This window comes from Cardiobacterium sp. Marseille-Q4385 (assembly GCF_916618745.1).
Lineage (GTDB): Bacteria > Pseudomonadota > Gammaproteobacteria > Cardiobacteriales > Cardiobacteriaceae > Cardiobacterium.
The window spans coordinates 2,550,578-2,570,140 of record NZ_OU745373.1 but is presented as its reverse complement, the minus strand read 5'-3'; the positions used below and the strand labels follow the sequence as shown (position 1 = coordinate 2,570,140).

Below are 19,563 nucleotides of genomic sequence, written 5' to 3'. Positions count from 1 at the left end.
CGCCAAGCGGTATAAACGCGACCCCGCCAAGCAAGCGGCAACCTACTCCCCGCCACCGTGCACCTGAAAGTCTGACCCATGACCATCTACTACTACGGCATCCGCCACCACGGCCCCGGCTCCGCCCGCCACCTCATCGCCGCGCTCAACGTCCTGCAACCCGACCGCATCCTGCTCGAAGGACCGCCCGAAGCCGATGCCCTGCTGCCGCTCGTGGCAGATGCGGGGATGCAGCCGCCCGTCGCCCTGCTCGCCTACCGGCCCGACGCCCCACAGCGCGCCGTGTACTACCCCTTCGCCGCCTGGTCGCCCGAATGGCAGACCATGCAATACGCCATCGCGCATCACGTCCCGCTGACCTTCTGCGACCTGCCGCTGGCCTACACCCTCGCCGACGACGAAAACGACAACGACGACACCCCCGCCACCGCCCGCCACCCCTTTGACTACCTCGCCGACATCGCCGGCTACCGCGACGGCGAAGAATGGTGGGAAGCCACCGTCGAACAGCGCGGCGACGGCGAAGACCTCTTTGCCGCCGTTACCGAAGCCATTGCCGCCCTGCGCGATGCCCTGCCGGAAGCGGCCAGCGCCAGCGACCACAAGCGCGAAGCATGGATGCGCAAAACCATCCGCGCCGCCGCCAAAGACAGCGAACGCCTCGCCGTCATCTGCGGCGCCTGGCACATCCCCGCCCTGCAAAGCGCCGTTGCCGTCAAAGACGACAACGCCCTGCTCAAAGGCCTCGCCAAAAGCAAAGTGGACAGCACCTGGATCCCCTGGACCAACAGCCGCCTCACCTACCAAAGCGGCTACGGCGCAGGCGTCCAGGCACCAAACTGGTACGCCCACCTCTGGCAACATCCGGACGACGACGGCGTGCGCTGGCTGAGTCAGGCCGCCAAACACCTGCGCGACAAACACTACGACATCTCGGCGGCGCACCTCATCGAAACCCTGCGCCTCGCGCGCACCACCGCTGCCCTGCGCGGCCAGACCCGCGTCGCCCTCGCCGACTACACCGACGCCCTCGCCAGCACCATCGGCATGGGCGACAGCGCCATCATCGACCGCATCCAGCACGAATGGCTCATCGGCGACACCATCGGCAGCGTCCCCGAAAACACCCCGCAACTGCCGCTCATCGCCGACATCGACAAACAGCGCAAACAACTGCGCCTGCCGCAAACCGCCGAAAGCCGCGAAATCATCCTCGACCTGCGCAAACCGCTCGACCTTGCGCGCAGCCAATACATCCACCGCCTGAACCTCCTCGACGGCGGCCTGTGGGCCACCCCGCTGGCGCGCAGCGGCAAAGGCACCTACAAAGAAGCCTGGCGCCTCGAATACCAGCCCGAACAACACATCCGCCTCACCGAAAAAGCCGTGTACGGCAACACCCTGGAAAGCGCCGTCACCACCTACATCACCAGCACCCTGCACCAAGACCAAAGCCTCGCCGCGCTCGCCGAACGCCTCGAACACGTCCTGCCCGCCGAACTGCCCGACCTCGTCGCCGCACTCGCCGCCGCCATCGCCGCCCTCAGCGTCGATAACCGTGACCTCGCCGACACCCTCGCCGCCCTGCCCCACCTCGCCGAAACCCTGCGCTACGGCAACGTACGACAAACAGACACCGCTGCCCTTGCCCACCTGCTCGACACCCTGCTTGCCCGCCTCGCCGCCGGCGGCGTCCAGGGCTGCATGAACATCGACAACGACAGCGCGCAAACCCTCTGTCGCCTCACCCGCAGCGCCGGCGCCGCCCTCGCCGCGCTGAACGATGCGGGCGCTAGCCGCTACTGGCACGACTACATCCACGCCCAAACCACCTCACAACACATCCACCCGCTGCTCGCCGGCAACGCCTGGCGCGACCACTACGACCGCCAGCAAACCGACGCAGAAACCGTCGCCACCGAACTGCACCGCCAACTCTCGCGCGGTGGCAACTACGCCGACGCCGCCCAATGGCTGGAAGGCTTCCTCTACCAAAGTGGCACCGTATTGCTCGTGCACGACACTCTGTGGCACATCATCAACGACTGGCTGCGCGACCTGCCGGAAGAGCGCTTCACCGAACTGCTGCCGCTCCTGCGCCGCACCTTCACCGCATTCGAGGCCGGCGAACGTCGCCAACTCGGCGACAAAGCGCGGATGCAGGCAGGACAAAATAGCGGCAGCCGCACCATGACGATGGGCACCACCGGCACCATCAACGAAGAAGCCGCCCAAGCGGCGATGCAGACCGTCGCCCGCCTGCTGGGACTGAAAGCGGGTTAACAGACTGCCGCGCGGCAGCTTTTTGCACAAAATCCGGCATCCGTACACAACAAAAAGCCCCTCACCTGGTGAGCGAGGGACTGGCGTGGGGTTAAACCCATTCGCGTAGCGGCAAAACCACAAGCGACGGTTTTGTCGCTTCGCTCAAGCGACGGTTTTATCGCTTCGTTCAAGCGACGGTTTTATCGCTTCGTTCAAGCGACGGTTTTATCGCTTCGTTCAAGCGACGGTTTTATCGCTTCGTTCAAGCGACGGTTTTATCGCTTCGTTCAAGCGACGGTTTTATCGCTTCGTTCAAGCGACGGTTTTATCGCTTCGTTCAAGCGACGGTTTTATCGCTTCGTTCAAGCGACGTTTTTATCTCTTCGTTCAAGCGACGGTTTTATCGCTTCGTTCAAGCGACGGTTTTATCGCTTCGTTCAAGCGACGGTTTTATCGCTTCGTTCAAGCGACGGTTTTATCGCTTCGTTCAAGCGACGGTTTTATCGCTTCGTTCAAGCGACGGTTTTATCGCTTCGTTCAAGCGACGGTTTTATCGCTTCGTTCAAGCGACGGTTTTATCGCTTCGTTCAAGCGACGGTTTTATCGCTTCGTTCAAGCGACGGTTTTATCGCTTCGTTCAAGCGACGGTTTTATCGCTTCGTTCAAGCGACGGTTTTATCGCTTCGTTCAAGCGACGGTTTTATCGCTTCGTTCAAGCGACGGTTTTATCGCTTCGTTCAAGCGACGGTTTTATCGCTTCGTTCAAGCGACGGTTTTATCGCTTCGTTCAAGCGACGGTTTTATCGCTTCGTTCAAGCGACGGTTTTATCGCTTCGTTCAAGCGACGGTTTTATCGCTTCGTTCAAGCGACGGGGGCATAAAAAATCCGACGCTGACGCGTCGGATTTTTTCTCGCCGTCTAACGGCGAGCCGTCATGGCTTCAGATGATCTGGATGTGGTTTTGTTCCAGTTCGGTGTTGATGCCGAGGCGGGCAATGGTTACCGCTGCGCCGCTGCCGTTGCCGTCCGCGTCGTAGGCGAGTTCGCCCGTCGCCTGGTTGTAGATGATGCGGTCATCGGCGTCTTTTGCTTCCGTCCCTTTCACCATTTGTTCTGCACTCAGGCTGCCTTTTTGCAGGCCGGTGAAGATGTTGTGATCAAGCTGGATGCGGTCGCCTTCGGCAGCATTAAAGTCGAGCAGGGTGTCTATCGTGCCATCAAACGGGCTGCGGAAGATAAAGGTGTCTCCGCCTGCGCCGCCTTTCAGGGTGTCGTTGCCACGTCCGCCTTCGATTTGGTCGTTGCCCGCGCCACCATCAATGTTGTCGTTGCCGTCAAAGCCGAAGAGGTAGTTGGCCGCGCTGTTGCCCTTGATGGTGTCGTTGCCCGTGCCGCCTTTCGCGCTCTCTATTTGTGTGCCGTAGCCGATGAAGGCTTGTCCGGTGGTCGGGTTGCCGCTGTCATCCAGTGCCAGGTGTTCGGCTTTGCTGCCAGCGTAGATCCAGCTGCCGGGGGTGAGGTCGATATTGAGGTCCAGCGTTTGTTCGCTGGCATCAAAGGTGTCCTGCCCGCCGCCGTCGTGGATGTAGATGTCGTTGCCGACGGCATCTTTGTTAAACGGTTTGAAGCCGTAGGTGTCATCACCGCTGTGGTAGTTGGGGTTGACGCCGTAGCGGTAATGCAGGGCGGCCAGGTCGTAGATACCGAGTTTGTTTTGCGGGATGCCGACGTCTTTATAGTAGTGGTCTTCGTCAACGTCCACTTGTGGCACGATCTGCCCTGCGGTATAGGACATCACGCTCAGGTCGTCGCGGTCTTCCGCACTGCTGAGGTTGACGGTGGTCTTGCCGAAGGGGTGGTTCAGGCCGATGCTATGCCCGGTTTCATGCAGAGCCGCGTGCCAGCCATCGTATTCGATGAGTTTTTTCCCTTCCAGGCGGTAAGGGATGTCGGTACGGAAGGCGTCGTCGGCAGCGTAGCGCGTGCCGGACAGGTACACGTTTCCACCATAGGTGCCATAACCCAGGGTGTTGTCGTTTTTCATGGTGTGCAGGTAGTAGTTCAGGGTGGCATTGCTGCCCTCCGTGAATTTGATGTTGACGTGCTCTTCGATGTGGTTGAGCACGCTGCGAATGCCTGCTTTTTGTGCTTCAGAATAGGTTCGGAATCCGGGCAGGGTTTCGCCTCCCTCGCTATCTACGGCTGAGGTGGCAAAGTTGTAGGTAATGTTGAGCCCTTTACCCGGGGTATAGCCGCGCAGGTGGCCAAGGGTCGAGCGGTATTCGCTATCAATGGCCTTGATGAAGTAGTAGTCGTTCGCCGAACGGTCTCCCGCAAAGGTGCTGTCGGCAACGCTGCCTTGATGATAGGCGGCTTTTTCATCGCTATCGGTAATGGCTGTGGTCACGCTTTTTTCTGCGCCAAGTTCCGCGCCTTCTGCTTTGCTGATGGCAAGGCTGTAATGCTCGGTGTTTTCCGGGATGCCGTCAGCGGTGGTTTGCAGGCTCACTTTTGCGCTGGTCTCGCCCGCCGGAATGGTCAGGGTTTTGCTGATGCTGCCGAGGTCGCTCTCTGTGGTCTCCCCATGTTGCAGGGTCAGCGTCAGGGTGACTGGCTGGTTGCTCGCTTTGTCCAGGGTCACGGTGTATTCCGCCGCTTCGCCTTCGTTGACGCTCGCTGCACCACTGATTGTGGCCGTCGGCGGGGTTTGCGGGGCGGGATAGTTCGGGTCATCCGCAACGTGCAGGGTCAGGTTTTTTTCGATACTGAGACCGCCCTGGTCAGTGGCTTTGACGGTCAGGCGGATTTCTTGTTCATTTGCATAGTCAAGGTGCTGTCCGGCTTTGAGTTTCAGGGTGCCATCGGCGCTGACTTCAAAGCGCGCATCGCTCACGGTATAGGTGTGGCTGTCACCCGCGTCGGGGTCGATAGTGGTAAGGCGACCTACTGTGACGCCATCTTTGCCTTCGGTAATCTGGTTGTTATCGAGGGCAATGTCGCTCGGTGCGTGGTTGTCCGTGGCTATGGCATTTGTCTCGTCGCTCTGCGGGGTTTCGTCATGCGCAGCGTTATCCGTGTAGGTAGCACGGACGCTGATTTTGTGTCCCGCATCGTCTTTGCCCAGGGTGTAGCTGCTGCTCGTGGCTTCTTTGATGGGTTGGCCGTCGCGCAGCCATTGGTAATGGACTTTGTCTGCACTGTATCCGTCCGCATCGCTCACTTTGGCGATCAGGGTGGCGCCCACTTTGGCTTCACCGCTGATCACGACTGTACCCTGCTGGTTGGGCGATGGTGCCGGTGGTTGCGGGTTGGGGTTGGGATTCGGCTGCGGACTGGGCGCGGCATCCTCCACAGCGGCGGTCGCACTGCTGCTCACGCTTTCTGCCGTGCCTTTGCCGTCGGTGTATTCGGCTTTGACGGTGATGCTCTTGCCTTTTTCGGCTTCTGTCAGGGTATAGCTGGCACCAACGCCGATTTCTTTGCCATCTGCCAGCCAGCGGTAGGTGACTGTGCCCATGCCGTCTGCATCATCCAGGGTGTTATGCGCGGTCAGGGTTCCGCCAACTTTCGTTTCTCCACTGATGCTGACGCTACCGCTCGGCATGTGGTTTTGCGCAGGCGGTTGCGGGTTGGGATTCGGCTGCGGGCTGGGCGCGGTATCCTCCACAGCGGCGGTCGCACTGCTGCTCACGCTTTCTGCTGTGCCTTTGCCGTCGGTGTACTCGGCTTTGACGGTGATGGTCTTGCCTTTTTCGGCTTCTGTCAGGGTGTAGCTGGCACCAACGCCGATTTCTTTACCATCTGCCAGCCAGCGGTAGGTGACTGTACCCATGCCGTCTTCGTCAGCAAGGGTACTGCGTACGCTGAGTGTCTGGCCGATTTTGGCTTCGCCACCGATAGTCAGGTTGCCGCTTGGGGCATGGTTTTGCGCCGGCGGTTGCGGCGGGATGGGGGTTGTGCCATCACCAATGGCTGCGGTTGCGTCGCTATTGATGCTTTCCTGGTTTCCAAGGAAATCGGTATATTCGATGTGGACGCTGATGTGTTTGCCTTTGTCGCTCGGCGTGATGGTATAGGTTGAGGCGGTCGCATTGTTGATGGCTTTACCGTTAGCCATCCACTGGTAGGCAATGCCGCCACTCGGCACTCCATCAATGTCGTTAATGTTGACGGTTAGGGTTTGCCCAACTTTGGCTTCTCCACTTAGGGTAGCAATACCGTTTCCACCACCCGGGTTAGGCTGCGGCCCTGGCCCCGGATTTGGCGTTGGTGTGGGTGTCGGATTGGGATTCGGGTTGGGCGGTGGTGGCAAGGCATCTTCTACCGTCGCCGTTTCCTGGCTGATTACGCTTTCGGTGTGGTATTTGCTGTCAACGTATTCGGCTTTGGCGGTGATGGTTTTACCTTTTTCAGCAGCCGTCAGTTTGTAAGTTGTCCCTACGCCGATTTCTCGCCCCCCCGCATACCAGCGATAGATGACGCTACCCATACCGTCTTCATCTTGCAGGGTGTTGGTCGCTACGAGGGTTTCGCCCACATTCAAGTTGCCATTTATGGTGACTTCGCCAGTTGGGTCGTGATTTTGCGTCGTCGGTTGTGGTTTATCGCTCACGGCTTCGGTCGGACTGCTCGTAATGGATTCGGCATTCCCAGCTTTATCTGTGTAGCCCGCAGTAACCGTGATATTTTTGCCACGTTCAGCCGGAGTCAGGGTGTAGTTTGCCCCGGTCGCATTGTTAATGAGGACGCCATCGGCAAACCACTGGTAGCGAATGCCGCTATCAGGCAGTCCGTCTGCATCGTCAATGGTTGCAGTCAGGGTGCGCCCGGTGTAGGGATCACCATTGATAAGGAGGGTGCCATTGCTAGTCTGCCCCGTGCTGCCTTTGACAAGGTCGGTCGGCGTACTGGTCACAGATTCCGCGTGTCCAGCCTGATCGGTATAGCCGACGCTGACAGTGATGTTTTTACCTTTATCAGCGGGCGTTGGCGTGTAGGTCGCTCCTATGGCGCCATTGATGGCAACACCATCGGCAAACCATTGGTAACGCACACCGTTATCTGGAACACCATCGGCATCCGTAACAGTAGAGGTTAACTCTTGTCCTACTTTTGCCTCGCCTGCAATGGTGACTGTGCCACGCTGATTGGGCGGCGGGCCGTTATCAGCTACCGCAGCAGTCGGATCACTGGTTGGATTTTCATCATGTCCGGCATCGTCTTTATAAGCCGCCTGCACACTGATGCTTTTCCCCTTGTCGTCCGGCCGGATGGTATAGGTACTCCCCGTCGCTCCATTTATCGGGCTACCATTGGCTAGCCATTGGTAGGTAACGCCACTTGCCGGAACCCCATCGGCATCATTCAAATTCGCACTGAGTGTTTCGCCGATTTTGGCTTCACCACTGATTTCTATACTACCTGCCTGGTTGTTGCCAGGTGTGGAGGGCGGATTCGGGGTAGGATCTGGATCCGGTATCGGCTCGTAGGGATTGCTGGGATTTGGCGCCGGATTTGGGTTAGGTTGTTGAGGGTTAGGATCGGGTTGGGGTTTTTGCGGCTGCGGGCTAGGTTGCGGAGCAGGTTCCGGGTTATTGGGCGTCACGCCATTGTTATCGTGAGGCTTGTCGTCATCTTTATTTTTATGATTGCTCGCGAGTGCAATGCCACCGCCGATGAGGGCCAATCCGCCGATTATGCCGCCGATAACGGCAGGTGATGCGCCACTATTACCATGACCACCTGCACTCGCTGCCGTCGCCATGATGTTTTCCTGCCCAGGATTACTGGATGCCATTTCAGTGGCAAGAACATGTTGTGGGGTATTATCGGTAATGGTGTACATGTAAGGTGTACCGTCAGTCTGAATACCAACTAACGCACCTTGCCCGTTAGTGTAATAGTTCTTGATAATCAGGCTGTTACTACCGTCAATGGTAACCAGCAAGTCGTTTCCCTGACGCTCACCACTAACGCTCGCCGGGGCACGTCCGTTTGCGTCTGAAAGCTGGTAGTACACACCTTCAAGCGCCTCAACCTGTGTCGGCACACCTGTGCTGCCAAGCCGGAATTCACCTAAGATGTTACCTGCGTTGTCCTTCAAGATAAGGGTTTGTGCTGCCATAGTTAGTTCTCCTTAGCAGTTGTGGGTAATTTCGTCCATGGACGGTTAAGGAAATGTCATTTTACTGTAAGGTAAGCCTTTTACCGCAATGTTATTAGCTGGTTGACCTTATTGTAAGGTGATCTTCGTACACGACAAAAAAACAAAACCCACTGAAAAACATAGCAAAGTGCAAGTTTTACGACGACGCACACCATGCCAAATTCCAGCGGGTTTTCCGACATCTTAAAGAACACCTTAAAGGCCAAGTCGGAATCCATCTATCGCCGTATGCAGCGTTTCTTTGCCGGGAATCTTATCGGCAGAACCGATGTTGCCCGCTTCGTCTTCCCGGTTTTCGGCTGGCAAAACGTCCGCTTCACCCTCGACCGCACAACATGGGAATACGGCAAATCCTGTATCAACATCCTGGTGCTGGCCGTCGTCTGGCGTGGTGTCGCTATAGTTGAATAGATAAAAAAAATCGTAACGGCGTTATGTCGCCTGGCCCGGGTTCCCATAAAAATCGTTACGCGATTTTTATGGGAACCCGCCGTACTACCTACACTGTCTGCGGCAACGCGCCTTGTTACGCTTTTTTTATCTATGCAACTATATTCCGCGCGGGACTGGACTGGCTAGTTTCTGTGTTATTCAGGGGATCCGTCTATTGGAGTCCAGGCGGTGAGGTGATGGATTTCTTTGTTGTGTACGAAGTTTTAAAGAAATATTTTTATTAGAGAATGTACTATTTAGTCTTTCTAATTCTTTATTTGCGTCTTCAACGGTAAGTTTGCCCATAATTTCCTCCAAGATTAAAAATTAAAAGTAACCGCAAAGTTAGGATGGCTTTTATTATAAACACCACCTCCATACACACTTAAACCATCTTTGAGCATTTCTAGCAATTCATCATCCTGATATGCGCAAGCATGAAGTCTCTCAAAAGAAATAATACTCCAATTATATATTACTTCGTCTCCTGGCGTAATATGCTCATTCCCATTAGGTAGATATTCTTTATCACAAGATAAGATAAAAAAAGCAATCTTCGTATAGTCCTTTGCAATATAAAAGCGTTCATAATAAAATCCCATCTCTCTCTCTGTCCAATGCACAGACTCGCTCCATATAATAATATTATTTATCTTGTCAATTGCACATAAATGTGCATCAGGATCAAGCTTCTTCTTCATTTCTTCTGTCATTTCTATAAGCTCAAACATTCTATCCTCCTATCATTTATTTGACAATTTCGCGTATTAGTTCCGCATGTTCTATTGTATTTCAAGTGCTTTATTGACTTCTTCAGCGGTAAGTTTACCCATAATTTCCTCCAAGATTAAAAATCAAAAGTAACCGTAAAGTCAGGATGGGATTCATTTATCCACACACCTTGCCCATATGTAGTTAAACCTTCTTTGAGTATTTCTAATAATTCACTATATTTATATGTACAGGTATCATATTTTTCGAAAGAAATAATACTCCAGTTATAGATAACTGCATCTCCTGGGACAATAAACTCACTATTATTAGGTGATGTCCTATTATGAATTAATCTAAAATAAGCTATTTTTATATAGTTTTTCGCAATGTAAAAACGACTATAAAAATCTTCATCACAATCCGACCGACGCGTAGGAGATTTCCATACAATAATATTAGCAGACTTATCAATTGCGCATGAATAGGCATCAGGATCAAGTTTTTTCTTCATCTCTTCAGTCATTATCATAAGTTCAAACATTCTATCTTCCTCTCTTTCATTCGCTGATTTTACTCATGGGTACGGCGCATTCCATTACAATCGCTCCTGCTTCTGCCGGTGGCAAGGTGCCTTTTGCCTGCTCTATCAGGTTCTGAATCGCGAGCGCATAGGCAAGATGCCAGTCATTTGCCGGCACAGGGAGGATATCGATGATTTCTGTTTTCAATGGCTGCCAAAGTTGCAGACATTCTCTCGGCTGAAAGCGGATTTGGCGGTTGGCTGGCAGGCGGGGAATGCCAAATGCGGGTTTGCCAATGCTTGCGGTGACATGAGTGATGATGTCCTGGATATCCGGCAGTTTTGCGCCATACGCTTGCAATGTGCCAGCGAGTAATGACCAAACGGAATAGCGGTCTTCCAGCAAGGGGCGGTTGATCGGGTCACCGTAATAATAGGTACGCCCTTCTGTATCCGCCACGGTCATGATGGCGCCAACCACATCCCGCCCTGCTTCTGTCGTGAGGTGGGCGAATGCTTCTTGCAGGCAGGCTTGCCCGGCAAGGCTGCCAAGCAATGCGAGGGCACTTTCCGCGTGTACCCCTTTGCCGTCATTCAAAACGGCGAAGATTTTTTCCAGAATGGCTTGCGCTGCTATTTTTGCCGCGATATGCGGGTCGGTGGCACTTTGCTCGCGAATTTGCGCGCGCAAAGACTCAAGGGCGGGGTCAATGTGATCCATAGGTTCTTTCCAGCGAAACTTTGTACAAAATCACCTTCGTACACGATAAAAAAACAAAACCCGCTGAAAAAATAGCAAATTGTAAGTTTTACGACGACGCACACCATGCCAAATTCCAGCGGGTTTTCCGACATCTTAAAGCATCACCTTTCCTGGCACAAAGCAAGAATTGACTGCCTCGCCAGCATCATCACCGCACTGTTTGTCCGCCAAACCGTCAATCTATCCGCGCTCAAAAACGCCTTTTCCTCAAAGGCCAAGCCGGAATCTATCTATCGCCGTATGCAGCGTTTCTTTGCCGGGGCTCTTATCGGCAGAACCGATGTTGCCCGCTTCGTCTTCTCGGTTTTCGGCTGGCAAAACGTCCGCCTCACCCTCGACCGCACGACATGGGAATACGGCAAATCCTGTATCAACATCCTGGTGCTCGCCGTCGTCTGGCGTGGTGTCGCTATCCCGGTACTGTGGGAAACGTTGGATAAAAAGGGAAACTCCAACACAGGCGAACGAATGGGTTTGCTGGAACTTTTCCGTGAGACCTTTCCCGAAGTCCATATCGAAACCCTCTATGCTGACCGGGAGTTCATTGGCAATGAATGGCTGGCGTATCTGCGTCAAGCGGGAATTTCTTACTGCATCCGCTGCAAGGAGAACGCGCAGATAGCGGGAAGAGGGTGTGGGATAAAGGATATTTTGTCGTGTACGAGGGGGGGAACGGATATAAAAAAACCGGACTTATGTCCGGCTTTTTTATGTTCCCTGCGGATTACAGGTTCTTGATGACTTCGCTGACGCCTTTCAGCGAGAAGCCCATGGTTTGCTGTTTGTCGCCAACGAAGGCCGCAACTTGCAGGACGTTGCCTTTTTTCACGCTGGCTTCGATGTTGCCTTCCAGCGGGATCGCTGCGTTACAGCCGCCGTTGTCGCAGAAGTCGTACGGGGTGACGACGAGTTCTTTGCCATCTACGGCGAGCGCCATGCCGGCACGCAGGTTAACGCCAAGCGGCACGGTAACGAAGGCGACGACGCTGTTTTGCGCTTCCGGGATACGGCGCAGCAGGATGCGGCCGACCGGCTCACCTTGCGGGTTGTTGACGATTTGCACAGCACCACATTCGTTGCCTTGGCAGGTGCCTTTCCAGTCGCCGTAGGCTTTGCCTTCGCTCAGTTTGGCAGCGGCGGTCAGGCTGACGGCGGCAAGCGCGGCAACTACGGCGATTTTTACTGTGTTTTTCATGGGTTCTCCTGTATGGGATGGTGAAGGCGGCGAAGTGTAGCAGCTTTGCCTGGGGGGGTCTAGGAAGCTTTAGCCGGTTAACTGCCGTGTAATCAAGCGTTTCAGCGGCGGCAGATGGTCGGACAGGCGCAGGACACCGTGACGAAGGATGCGGGCCGACGGGGTCTCGCGGGTGAAGAGTTTGACGATGGCATTGGTGCCGTGATACAGCGGACGGGTGTTCAGCTGGTGGCGGCGGCCGTAAGCGGCGAGCATGGTTGGGTCGCCGATGTCTTTGCCCTGCCCTGCCTGACGCAGGATGAGGCGCGAGAGGATTTCCTGACTTTGCAGGCCGAGGTTGTAACCGTGCGCGGTGACGGGGTGCATGCCGCAAGCGGCATCGCCGATGAGGGCGCAGCGGTTGGTGTGGAAGCGGCGGGCGTGTACGCCAACCAGCGGGTAGTCGTGGATGGTGCTGATGAGTTTCATCGCGCCGAGGCGGTGATCGATTTCAGCGGCGACGTGTGCGGCGATGCCGTCGCCCAAAGCGATAAGTGCCGGGGCTTTGCGGCTGTCGACGGTGATGACGCAGTTAGTGATGTGGTCAGTGAGCGGCAGGAGGGCAAGGGTGCTGCCGTAGAAGAAGCATTCACTCGCGGTATGGTCGTTTGTGTGTTCGTGTTCGAGGCGGAAGACGAGGACGTTGCGCCCGAATTCGTGGGTGTCGGCGGCGATGCCCATCGCGCGGCGGATGAAGGAAAAGCGGCTGTCGGCGGCGACCAGTAGTTTGCCGCTGATGATGTCTCCGTTATCGAGGGTGACGTGAGCGCTACTGGTATCGCTGCCGCAGGCAACGACGCGGCGCTCGGTATGCCAGCGGATATTGGCCTGTTCTTGCACGGATTCGTAGGCACCGCGACGGATGATGTGGTTAGGCACAAGGTAGCCGAGGGTATCGATCGGCCGTTTATGGCTGTCCGACGGCGGCAGCGGGAAGTGCAGGCGGTAAGGCGAGTTGCCGTTTAATACAGAGGCTTCGCGCAGGTTATAGACTTCATCCGCGGGGAAGCGCTGCCAGATGCCGAGGTTTTCAAGGATGGCTTTGGAGGGATGGGTCAGGGCGATTTCGCGGCCGTCGTAAGGTGGATCGGCGAGGACGTCTTTGCTGTGGATTTCGACGACACTGATGTTGAGCTGGCTGCCGGCGAGTGAGCGACAGAAGGCGAGTCCGGCGGGGCCGGCGCCAACGACGATGATGTCGGTTTGTTCTTGCATGGGGTTCTCCGCTGTGGATGTCTGTGAAAGGGCGGGCATTATAGCCTGTTTGATTGGTCATTCACTGTGGCGGTGATTAGGTTTTTTCATGTATCAGCAGAAACGCGGCCTGGCAGTGGTATTTCCGCCATACGCAGGCTGTCAATGAAGGCGCGCAGGGCGGCACTGGTGTAGCGGCTAGGGTAATAGAGGTAGAAGCCGGGGTAGCGCGGGCAGTAGTCATCGAGGATGGTCGTCAGGCGTCCATCACGCAAATAGGGCGCGCAGACGATGTCCATGCCGTAGCTGATGCCGAGGCCGCACACCGTGGCTTCCGCCATGAGTTCGGGGTCGTCAAAGATAAGCGGATGCGGCAGAGCGAGGTTTTGCGCAACGCCGTCATGCTCGATTTCCCAACGGTAGAGGTCTTGCCCGCCCGGCTGACGGAAGCCGAGGCAACGGTGTTGCAGCAGTTCCTGCGGGGTTTGCGGAGTACCGTAGCGGGCGAGGTAAGCCGGTGCGGCGACGATGACGCTATGCAGTTCGCCGGTCAGCGGCACGGCGACCATATCGCCCGCGAGGTTTTCGCCGAGGCGGATACCCGCATCGAAGCCGTCGCGCACGATGTCGATGGCGCGGTTGTCGGCGGTGATGTCGAGGCGGATATCGGGGTAGCGGGTACAGAAGTCGTGCAGGCGCGGCAGCAGGATAGCCGTCGCGGCACAGCGCGGCACGCTGAGGCGGATGTTGCCCGCAGGCTGGGCGCGGTGTGCATTCACGCTGTCGAGGGCGTCGCTTAATGCGCCCAGGGCGGGGGCGACCTGGGCAAAGAGTGCCTGCCCCGCTTCGGTCAAGGCTACGCTGCGGGTGGTGCGGTGCAGCAGGCGCACGCCGAGGCGTTCTTCCAAGGCGTGCATGGCATGCGAGATGGTGGATGGTTTGCGGTCTAGACGGGCGGCAGCGGCGCGGAAGCTGCCAGTTTCGGCAATGGCAACGAAGGTGGCGAGTTCGGCGTAGTCGTTGGGACGCATTGGTGGCTCTCCTGCATGATGGTATGCGATGCCGGGTGGCTTATGGCGGGCAGCGGCACGACCTATGATAGCGACCTCTTTTTTCTGCGAGGTTTTTATGCAAGTTTTGGTCAATGTTTTTCATCCGCGCCTTGCGCAATCGACGGTCAACCGTGCCTGGGTAGCGCGTCTCGCCACCGCAGGCGTGACGTTGCGCGATATGTATGCGCTGTATCCGGACGGCAAAATTGATGTCGCCGCCGAACAGGCCGCGCTGCTCGCGCATGAGCGCATCGTCTTTCAGCATCCGTTTTACTGGTACTCGACACCGCCTTTGATGAAGCAATGGCTGGATGATGTGCTGGTTTACGGCTGGGCCTACGGCGGTGGGCAGGCGCTGGCGGGCAAGGAATGGCTGTCGGTGATTTCTACGGGCGGCCCGGCGGATTCATATCAGGCGGGCGGCTATAACCGCTTTGCCATGAGCGAGTTTTTGAAGCCACTGGTGCAGACGGCACATTTGTTGCAGATGACGTTCCTGCCGCCGTTTATTTTCCACGGCGCGGTGCGTGCGGATGCTGAGGCGGTCGCTGCTTCGGCGGAGCAGCTGGCGACGTATGTGCATGACCCGCTGCTTGATCCGGTGAAACGCCTCGCGGCGTTGCAGGCGCAGATGACGCAGGACGGGGTGAAGCTGGGGTAAACGTTATCGGCAGACCAGTATGTACCCGCTGCACGGCTGCCCTGCCCTCTTCTACAAACCGCGTGGTTATCCCGCTTGATAGTGGTTATTCGCTACGGTAGCGGCTGCGGGTGTTGAAGGCGAGTGCGAGGGTGCTTTTATCGATGTAAGCGAGTTCACCGCCCATCGGTACACCGTGGGCGAGGCGGGTGGCGGGGACGTTGTGTTTGGCCGCCAGTTCGGCGAGAAAGTAGGCGGTGGTTTCGCCTTCCATGGTGCTGTTGGTAGCAAGCACGAGTTCGTGGATGTCGCCGCTGGCTAGGCGCTGGTCAAGAATATCGAGACCGAGTTCTTCCGGGCCAATGCCGTCCAGCGGCGAGATGTGGCCCATGAGAACGAAGTAGTGGCCGCGATAGTCGGTAGATTGTTCGATGGCGAGCACGTCAGCGGGGGCTTCGACGACGCAGATGGTGCCTGCATCTCGGCGCGGGTTGGCGCAGATGAGGCAGAGCGCTTCGTCGCTGATGTTGCGGCACTGTTCGCAGCGGCGCACGGTGTGCAGGGCGTGGTTAGTGGCATCCGCCAGTTCTTGTGCCTGTGCGGTTTTGTTGAGCAGGAGTTGCAACGCCATGCGCTGCGCGGTTTTGTTGCCGACGCCCGGCAGGCAGGTAAGAGCCTGCACGAGGCGGTCGAAGGCGGGGGAAAAACTCATCAGAAGGGCAGTTTGAAGCCGCCAGGCAGGCCCATGCCGCCGGTGATGGCCGCCATTTCTTCCTGGGTCATTTGGTTAACTTTGCTGGCGGCATCGCTGATGGCGGCAGCAATGAGGGCTTCCAGCATTTCTTTGTCTTCTTTCAGGGCTTCTTCGCCGAGCTCGACGCGCTGACAGGCGTAGTGGCCGTTCAGGGTCACTTTGACGGCACCCGCACCGGCGATGCCAACGACGTGTTTGTTCGCCAGTTCTTCTTGCATTTTCTGCATGTTCGCCTGCATTTCCTGCGCTTTTTTCATCATGTTGCCCAATTTTCCGGGAAGCATTGTGTCTCCTTATGTTTGTGAAGGGTTTGTGGGTTGGATGTTGTCCACGCGCAGGCTGTCGCCGAAGACGGCTTGGGCAGCTTGCACTTGCGGATGGTTATGGAAGTCGGTTTCCGCCTGTTTTTGTTGTGCGGCGCTTTGTTGGCGGCGGTAGTCAATGGGGGTAGTAACGGCGTCGCCCGGCTGGATGTCGATGATGCAAGCGATGCCGAGTTTGGCGGTGATGGCGGCGGCAGCCTGTTCGCGGTTCTGTTTTTGGTCAAAGATGATGCCGCTAGTGCCCGTTTGCAGGCTGAGGCGTGGTGCTTGCCAGGCGACGGGGATACTGTTTTCGAGCAGCAGCAACGGGTACTCGTGCAGGTCGAGGGTAGTGAGGAAGGTGCTCCAGCGTTCGAGGTTGTCCACCAGTAGTTCAAGACTTAGCGCGTCGTCGCTGGCAGGTGCGTCAGCTACCGTTTTTTTTTCTGTGGTAGCGGTGACAGATGGTGCGGATGTGGGGGTGCTTTCGTCAGGGATGGTTTCGCTCACCCACGGCGGAATGTCATTGTCGTCAGCGGCGGGCATATCTTCCCACGGCGGCGGAGCTTCTTCTGTGTTTGCTGCGACAGGTGGCGCCGTCGTCCCGCTTGGTGGCACGGGCGATTCGGTGTGTGCGCTGTGATCCGTGTTGATGGATGCCGCTGTTATCTCGCCTGATGGCGCGAGCGATTCGGTCTGTGTGCTGTTGTCCGTGTTAATGGATGCTGCTGTTGTCCCGCTTGGCGTTGTGTCTTGCAGAATCGCAGTGAGGTCATTGGTAGCGGCAGCGGGCGCGGCTTCATGGATGATAGGTGCCTGTTGCGGGTCGGCATCCGGCAGCAGCGGTTGCAGGGCAATCATGCGCAGTAGGCTCATTTCCAGCGCCATACGCGCGTCGGGCTGGTAGGGCAGGTTTTGCCAGGTGTCGCCGCCAATTTGATACCACAGTTGCACGAGTTCGACGGGTAGGCGCGCAGCTAGCGCATGCAGTTCAGTGGGGATTTCGCCCGGATAACGCTCGGCGTTAAGGCGAACGATGGTGATTTTCTGGATTTGCTGCAAGAGACGCAGCAGCAGGTTGGCGTAGTCCGGTGCGTATTCGTCCAGTGCATCAAGGATTTGCCGCAATCCGGCGGCATTACCATCAGCCAGCATATGCAGCATCTGGTTGAGTTGCGGTTCAGGCACGGCGCCGAGCAGGGTGGCAACATCGCGGCTGCGCACTTCACCCTGACCATAGGCAAGCGCCTGGTCGAGCAGGCTAAGGCTGTCGCGCATGCTGCCAGCAGCGGCGTTGGCTAATAGTTGCAGGGCGTCGCGGTCGTAGGCGGCATGTTCGCTATCAAGAATATGGGCGAGGTGGTCGGTGATTTGCCGCTCGCTCATGTTTTTCAGGTGAAATTGCAGGCAGCGCGAGAGAATAGTCGCGGGCAGTTTTTGCGGGTCAGTGGTGGCGAGAATGAATTTGACGTGTTCCGGCGGCTCTTCGAGGGTCTTCAGCAGGGCGTTGAAGCTGCTGGCCGAAAACATGTGCACTTCGTCAATGAGATAGACTTTGTAGTTCCCTTTGACCGGAGCGTAGGGGATGTTGTCCAAAAGCTCGCGGGTTTCTTCTACGCGTGAACGCGAGGCGGCATCCACTTCGATAAGGTCGGGAAAGCGGCCTTCGTCAATTTCGCGGCAGTGCTCGCATTCACCGCAGGGCTCGGAGCTGACACCGCGTGTTTTACAGTTGAGGGATTTCGCGAAAATACGGGCGATGGTGGTTTTACCGACGCCGCGTGTGCCGGTGAAGAGATAGGCGTGGTGGATGCGGTTGTGATCAAGCGCGTAGGTCAGCGCCTGGGTTACATGTGTCTGGCCAACCAGTTGGTGAAAGTTTTTCGGGCGCCAGCGGCGGGCGAGTACCTGATAAGCCTCAGACATGGGATTTTTGCTGCTTATAAATAGAAAAAGGCCTGCACCAGCTTACTCCGGCACCCGATTTCACCACTACCGCTGCTTCCTTCCGGACCTGACGGGGTTTGCGGCTGATCGTTGCGAAGCGCCAATGCAGACCAGCGGCGCATTTTAGGGATTTTTCATGCGTTTGCAAGGCACTTTTCACATTGTGCGCTAGCACATTGTTTATTTTGCTTTTTTTACGGGACGCTGCCAGCCACTGATGATTTTCTGTTCGCTGCGGGTGAGCGCAAGTTGCTCTGCCGGAACGTCTTTGGTGATGACAGAACCTGCACCGATGGTTGCACCGTCACCGATGTTGACCGGAGCGACGAGAGCGCTGTTCGAGCCAATGAAGACACGATCGCCTAGGGTGGTACGGTATTTGTTTGCGCCGTCGTAGTTACAGGTAATTGTCCCGGCGCCGATGTTGACCGCACTGCCGATGACGGCGTCACCGATATAGCTCAGATGATTGACTTTGCTACCTTTGCCGATGGTTGCTGCTTTGGTTTCGACGAAGTTGCCAATGCGCACTCCTTCATCAAGCACGGTTTTAGGGCGTAGACGGGCAAAGGGACCGACTTGTGCATTGGCACCAACGCTGCAATGCTCAAGGCGCGAGTGGCTGTACACACGCGCATGCGCGCCGATAGTGCAGTTATCGAGTACGCAGCCGCTTTCGATATAGACGTTGTCGCCGAGGCTGACCGTGCCTTTGATGACAACATTTGCCTCAATGACCACATCACGTCCGGCGCTGACTGTGCCATGGATGTCGATGCGCGCAGGGTCAATCAGTGTGACACCAGCATCCAGCAAGGCTTGTGCCTGACGGCGGCGGTACACCGCTTCCGCCTGCGCCTGCTGCGCGCGGGTATTGATACCCATCGTTTCTTCAGCATCGTCGGCGATTATGGCGGAGATTCTTCCTCCTGCCGCGCGGTGCAGGGCAACAAGGTCAGGCAGATAGTATTCGCCTTGTGCATTATTGTTTTGCAATTGCGGCAAGTGCGTGGTGAGGATGTCACGCGCAACCACCATCATACCGGTGTTGATTTCGGTAATTGCCCGCTGCGTCTCGCTAGCGTCCTTTTCCTCAACCACTGCGCTGACGCTGCCGTCAGCATCACGCACGATGCGTCCGTAACCGAAAGGATTATCCACCACAGCAGAAAGCAGGGCGAAACCGCTTTCCTGCGACGCATCCAGCAAGCGCTGTAATGTTGACGCGCGCACCAGCGGTGTATCACCGAAAAGAATCAGTGTCCGCTCGGTTTGCGCGATTTCCGCCATAGCCATCTGCACCGCATGCCCCGTGCCGCGCTGCTCGGTCTGCGCAATCCACTGTATTTGTGGCCAGGCAGGTTCAATACAGGCGCGTAACTGCTCACCCTGATATCCAAACACTACTGCCGTGCGCTCAAGAGTGAGCTCCTGCAACGTTTCCAGCAGATGCACGATCATGGCCTTACCGCCAACAGGTTGCAGCACCTTGGCTTGAGCCGAACGCATTCGCGTGCCTTTACCGGCTGCGAGAATCAAAGCGAGAGTACGCATAATAAATCCTCAAAAAGCGTGAAAA

16 protein-coding genes and 1 other RNA gene are annotated in these 19,563 nt (G+C 56.6%); 5 read left to right on the top strand and 12 right to left on the bottom strand.

Annotated elements, in window-relative coordinates; all coding sequences use genetic code 11:
- Positions 1-78 precede the first annotated feature (78 nt).
- Together LG374_RS12185 and LG374_RS12180 are read left to right on the top strand one after the other, a co-directional pair.
- On the top strand, positions 79-2,283 hold the full coding sequence (locus LG374_RS12185; RefSeq protein WP_225757949.1) for a DUF5682 family protein: 2,205 nt from the start codon (positions 79-81) through the stop codon (positions 2,281-2,283).
- Positions 2,284-2,415: 132 nt separating this feature from the next.
- Complete coding sequence (locus LG374_RS12180; RefSeq protein ID WP_225757948.1) at positions 2,416-3,303, top strand: hypothetical protein; 888 nt, start codon at positions 2,416-2,418, stop codon at positions 3,301-3,303.
- Here the strand turns inward: LG374_RS12180 and LG374_RS12175 are convergent.
- Entirely contained in the window at positions 3,207-8,390 is a 5,184-nt protein-coding gene (locus LG374_RS12175) for an immunoglobulin-like domain-containing protein (RefSeq protein ID WP_225757947.1), read from the bottom strand. The two genes, LG374_RS12180 and LG374_RS12175, sit on opposite strands and share 97 nt — an antisense overlap.
- Before the next feature lie 195 nt (positions 8,391-8,585).
- Here LG374_RS12175 and LG374_RS12170 point away from each other — a divergent pair, with 195 nt between their 5' ends.
- Entirely contained in the window at positions 8,586-8,843 is a 258-nt protein-coding gene (locus LG374_RS12170; RefSeq protein WP_225757946.1) for a hypothetical protein, read from the top strand.
- A 341-nt stretch (positions 8,844-9,184) separates the two neighbouring features.
- On the opposite strand, the gene LG374_RS12165 is transcribed toward LG374_RS12170, so the two are convergent.
- From LG374_RS12165 to LG374_RS12155, 3 genes are all read right to left on the bottom strand, one after another.
- Positions 9,185-9,595: a hypothetical protein gene (locus tag LG374_RS12165; RefSeq protein ID WP_225757945.1), complete on the bottom strand. Its 411-nt coding sequence runs from the start codon at positions 9,593-9,595 to the stop codon at positions 9,185-9,187.
- 116 nt (positions 9,596-9,711) lie between these two features.
- A complete protein-coding gene (locus LG374_RS12160; RefSeq protein WP_225757944.1) occupies positions 9,712-10,119 on the bottom strand; it encodes a hypothetical protein in 408 nt (135 codons plus the stop codon).
- 16 nt (positions 10,120-10,135) lie between these two features.
- Complete coding sequence (locus tag LG374_RS12155) at positions 10,136-10,819, bottom strand: hypothetical protein (protein WP_225757943.1); 684 nt, start codon at positions 10,817-10,819, stop codon at positions 10,136-10,138.
- Between the two features lie 105 nt (positions 10,820-10,924).
- Here LG374_RS12155 and LG374_RS12150 point away from each other — a divergent pair, with 105 nt between their 5' ends.
- Positions 10,925-11,599 carry a transposase gene (locus LG374_RS12150; protein ID WP_225757942.1) on the top strand — a complete coding sequence of 225 codons (675 nt, stop codon included), beginning with the start codon at positions 10,925-10,927 and terminating at the stop codon, positions 11,597-11,599.
- Here LG374_RS12150 and LG374_RS12145 read toward each other — a convergent pair.
- The 3 genes from LG374_RS12145 to LG374_RS12135 form a co-directional block, all read right to left on the bottom strand.
- Positions 11,586-12,056, bottom strand: coding sequence for an invasion associated locus B family protein (locus LG374_RS12145; RefSeq protein ID WP_225757941.1), 471 nt, complete (start codon positions 12,054-12,056; stop codon positions 11,586-11,588). The two genes, LG374_RS12150 and LG374_RS12145, sit on opposite strands and share 14 nt — an antisense overlap.
- A 69-nt stretch (positions 12,057-12,125) precedes the next feature.
- Positions 12,126-13,310 (bottom strand): 5-demethoxyubiquinol-8 5-hydroxylase UbiM, encoded by a 1,185-nt coding sequence (ubiM, locus tag LG374_RS12140; protein WP_225757940.1) that lies wholly within the window; start codon positions 13,308-13,310, stop codon positions 12,126-12,128.
- An 86-nt stretch (positions 13,311-13,396) separates the two neighbouring features.
- Complete coding sequence (locus LG374_RS12135; protein WP_225757939.1) at positions 13,397-14,320, bottom strand: LysR family transcriptional regulator; 924 nt, start codon at positions 14,318-14,320, stop codon at positions 13,397-13,399.
- A 97-nt stretch (positions 14,321-14,417) separates the two neighbouring features.
- Here LG374_RS12135 and LG374_RS12130 point away from each other — a divergent pair, with 97 nt between their 5' ends.
- The gene (locus tag LG374_RS12130) at positions 14,418-15,002 is read left to right on the top strand and encodes an NAD(P)H-dependent oxidoreductase (RefSeq protein WP_225757938.1); all 585 of its coding nucleotides are present in this window, start codon (positions 14,418-14,420) and stop codon (positions 15,000-15,002) included.
- An 85-nt stretch (positions 15,003-15,087) separates the two neighbouring features.
- Here LG374_RS12130 and recR read toward each other — a convergent pair whose 3' ends face one another.
- The 5 genes from recR to glmU all read right to left on the bottom strand — a co-directional run bounded on the left by recR (position 15,088) and on the right by glmU (position 19,538).
- Positions 15,088-15,693, bottom strand: coding sequence for a recombination mediator RecR (gene recR / locus LG374_RS12125; RefSeq protein ID WP_225757937.1), 606 nt, complete (start codon positions 15,691-15,693; stop codon positions 15,088-15,090).
- On the bottom strand, positions 15,693-16,019 hold the full coding sequence (locus tag LG374_RS12120) for a YbaB/EbfC family nucleoid-associated protein (protein ID WP_006986546.1): 327 nt from the start codon (positions 16,017-16,019) through the stop codon (positions 15,693-15,695). Before LG374_RS12120 ends, recR begins: the two co-directional genes overlap by 1 nt.
- A gap of 9 nt (positions 16,020-16,028) precedes the next feature.
- Positions 16,029-17,963: a DNA polymerase III subunit gamma/tau gene (dnaX, locus tag LG374_RS12115; protein ID WP_225757936.1), complete on the bottom strand. Its 1,935-nt coding sequence runs from the start codon at positions 17,961-17,963 to the stop codon at positions 16,029-16,031.
- 31 nt (positions 17,964-17,994) lie between these two features.
- Positions 17,995-18,091: signal recognition particle sRNA small type (gene ffs / locus LG374_RS12110), an RNA gene on the bottom strand.
- Positions 18,092-18,164: 73 nt separating this feature from the next.
- On the bottom strand, positions 18,165-19,538 hold the full coding sequence (glmU, locus tag LG374_RS12105; RefSeq protein WP_225757935.1) for a bifunctional UDP-N-acetylglucosamine diphosphorylase/glucosamine-1-phosphate N-acetyltransferase GlmU: 1,374 nt from the start codon (positions 19,536-19,538) through the stop codon (positions 18,165-18,167).
- Positions 19,539-19,563 lie beyond the last annotated feature (25 nt).

Coding starts and splice junctions, on each gene's coding strand:
- LG374_RS12165 (WP_225757945.1), bottom strand. CDS start 9,595: ATGTTTGAGCTTATAGAAATGACAGAAGAAATGAAGAAGAAGCTTGAT.
- LG374_RS12185 (WP_225757949.1), top strand. CDS start 79: ATGACCATCTACTACTACGGCATCCGCCACCACGGCCCCGGCTCCGCC.
- LG374_RS12130 (WP_225757938.1), top strand. CDS start 14,418: ATGCAAGTTTTGGTCAATGTTTTTCATCCGCGCCTTGCGCAATCGACG.
- LG374_RS12175 (WP_225757947.1), bottom strand. CDS start 8,390: ATGGCAGCACAAACCCTTATCTTGAAGGACAACGCAGGTAACATCTTA.
- dnaX (WP_225757936.1), bottom strand. CDS start 17,963: ATGTCTGAGGCTTATCAGGTACTCGCCCGCCGCTGGCGCCCGAAAAAC.
- LG374_RS12145 (WP_225757941.1), bottom strand. CDS start 12,056: ATGAAAAACACAGTAAAAATCGCCGTAGTTGCCGCGCTTGCCGCCGTC.
- LG374_RS12150 (WP_225757942.1), top strand. CDS start 10,925: ATGCCAAATTCCAGCGGGTTTTCCGACATCTTAAAGCATCACCTTTCC.
- glmU (WP_225757935.1), bottom strand. CDS start 19,538: ATGCGTACTCTCGCTTTGATTCTCGCAGCCGGTAAAGGCACGCGAATG.
- LG374_RS12155 (WP_225757943.1), bottom strand. CDS start 10,819: ATGGATCACATTGACCCCGCCCTTGAGTCTTTGCGCGCGCAAATTCGC.
- LG374_RS12120 (WP_006986546.1), bottom strand. CDS start 16,019: ATGCTTCCCGGAAAATTGGGCAACATGATGAAAAAAGCGCAGGAAATG.
- LG374_RS12160 (WP_225757944.1), bottom strand. CDS start 10,119: ATGTTTGAACTTATGATAATGACTGAAGAGATGAAGAAAAAACTTGAT.
- ubiM (WP_225757940.1), bottom strand. CDS start 13,310: ATGCAAGAACAAACCGACATCATCGTCGTTGGCGCCGGCCCCGCCGGA.
- recR (WP_225757937.1), bottom strand. CDS start 15,693: ATGAGTTTTTCCCCCGCCTTCGACCGCCTCGTGCAGGCTCTTACCTGC.
- LG374_RS12135 (WP_225757939.1), bottom strand. CDS start 14,320: ATGCGTCCCAACGACTACGCCGAACTCGCCACCTTCGTTGCCATTGCC.
- LG374_RS12170 (WP_225757946.1), top strand. CDS start 8,586: ATGCCAAATTCCAGCGGGTTTTCCGACATCTTAAAGAACACCTTAAAG.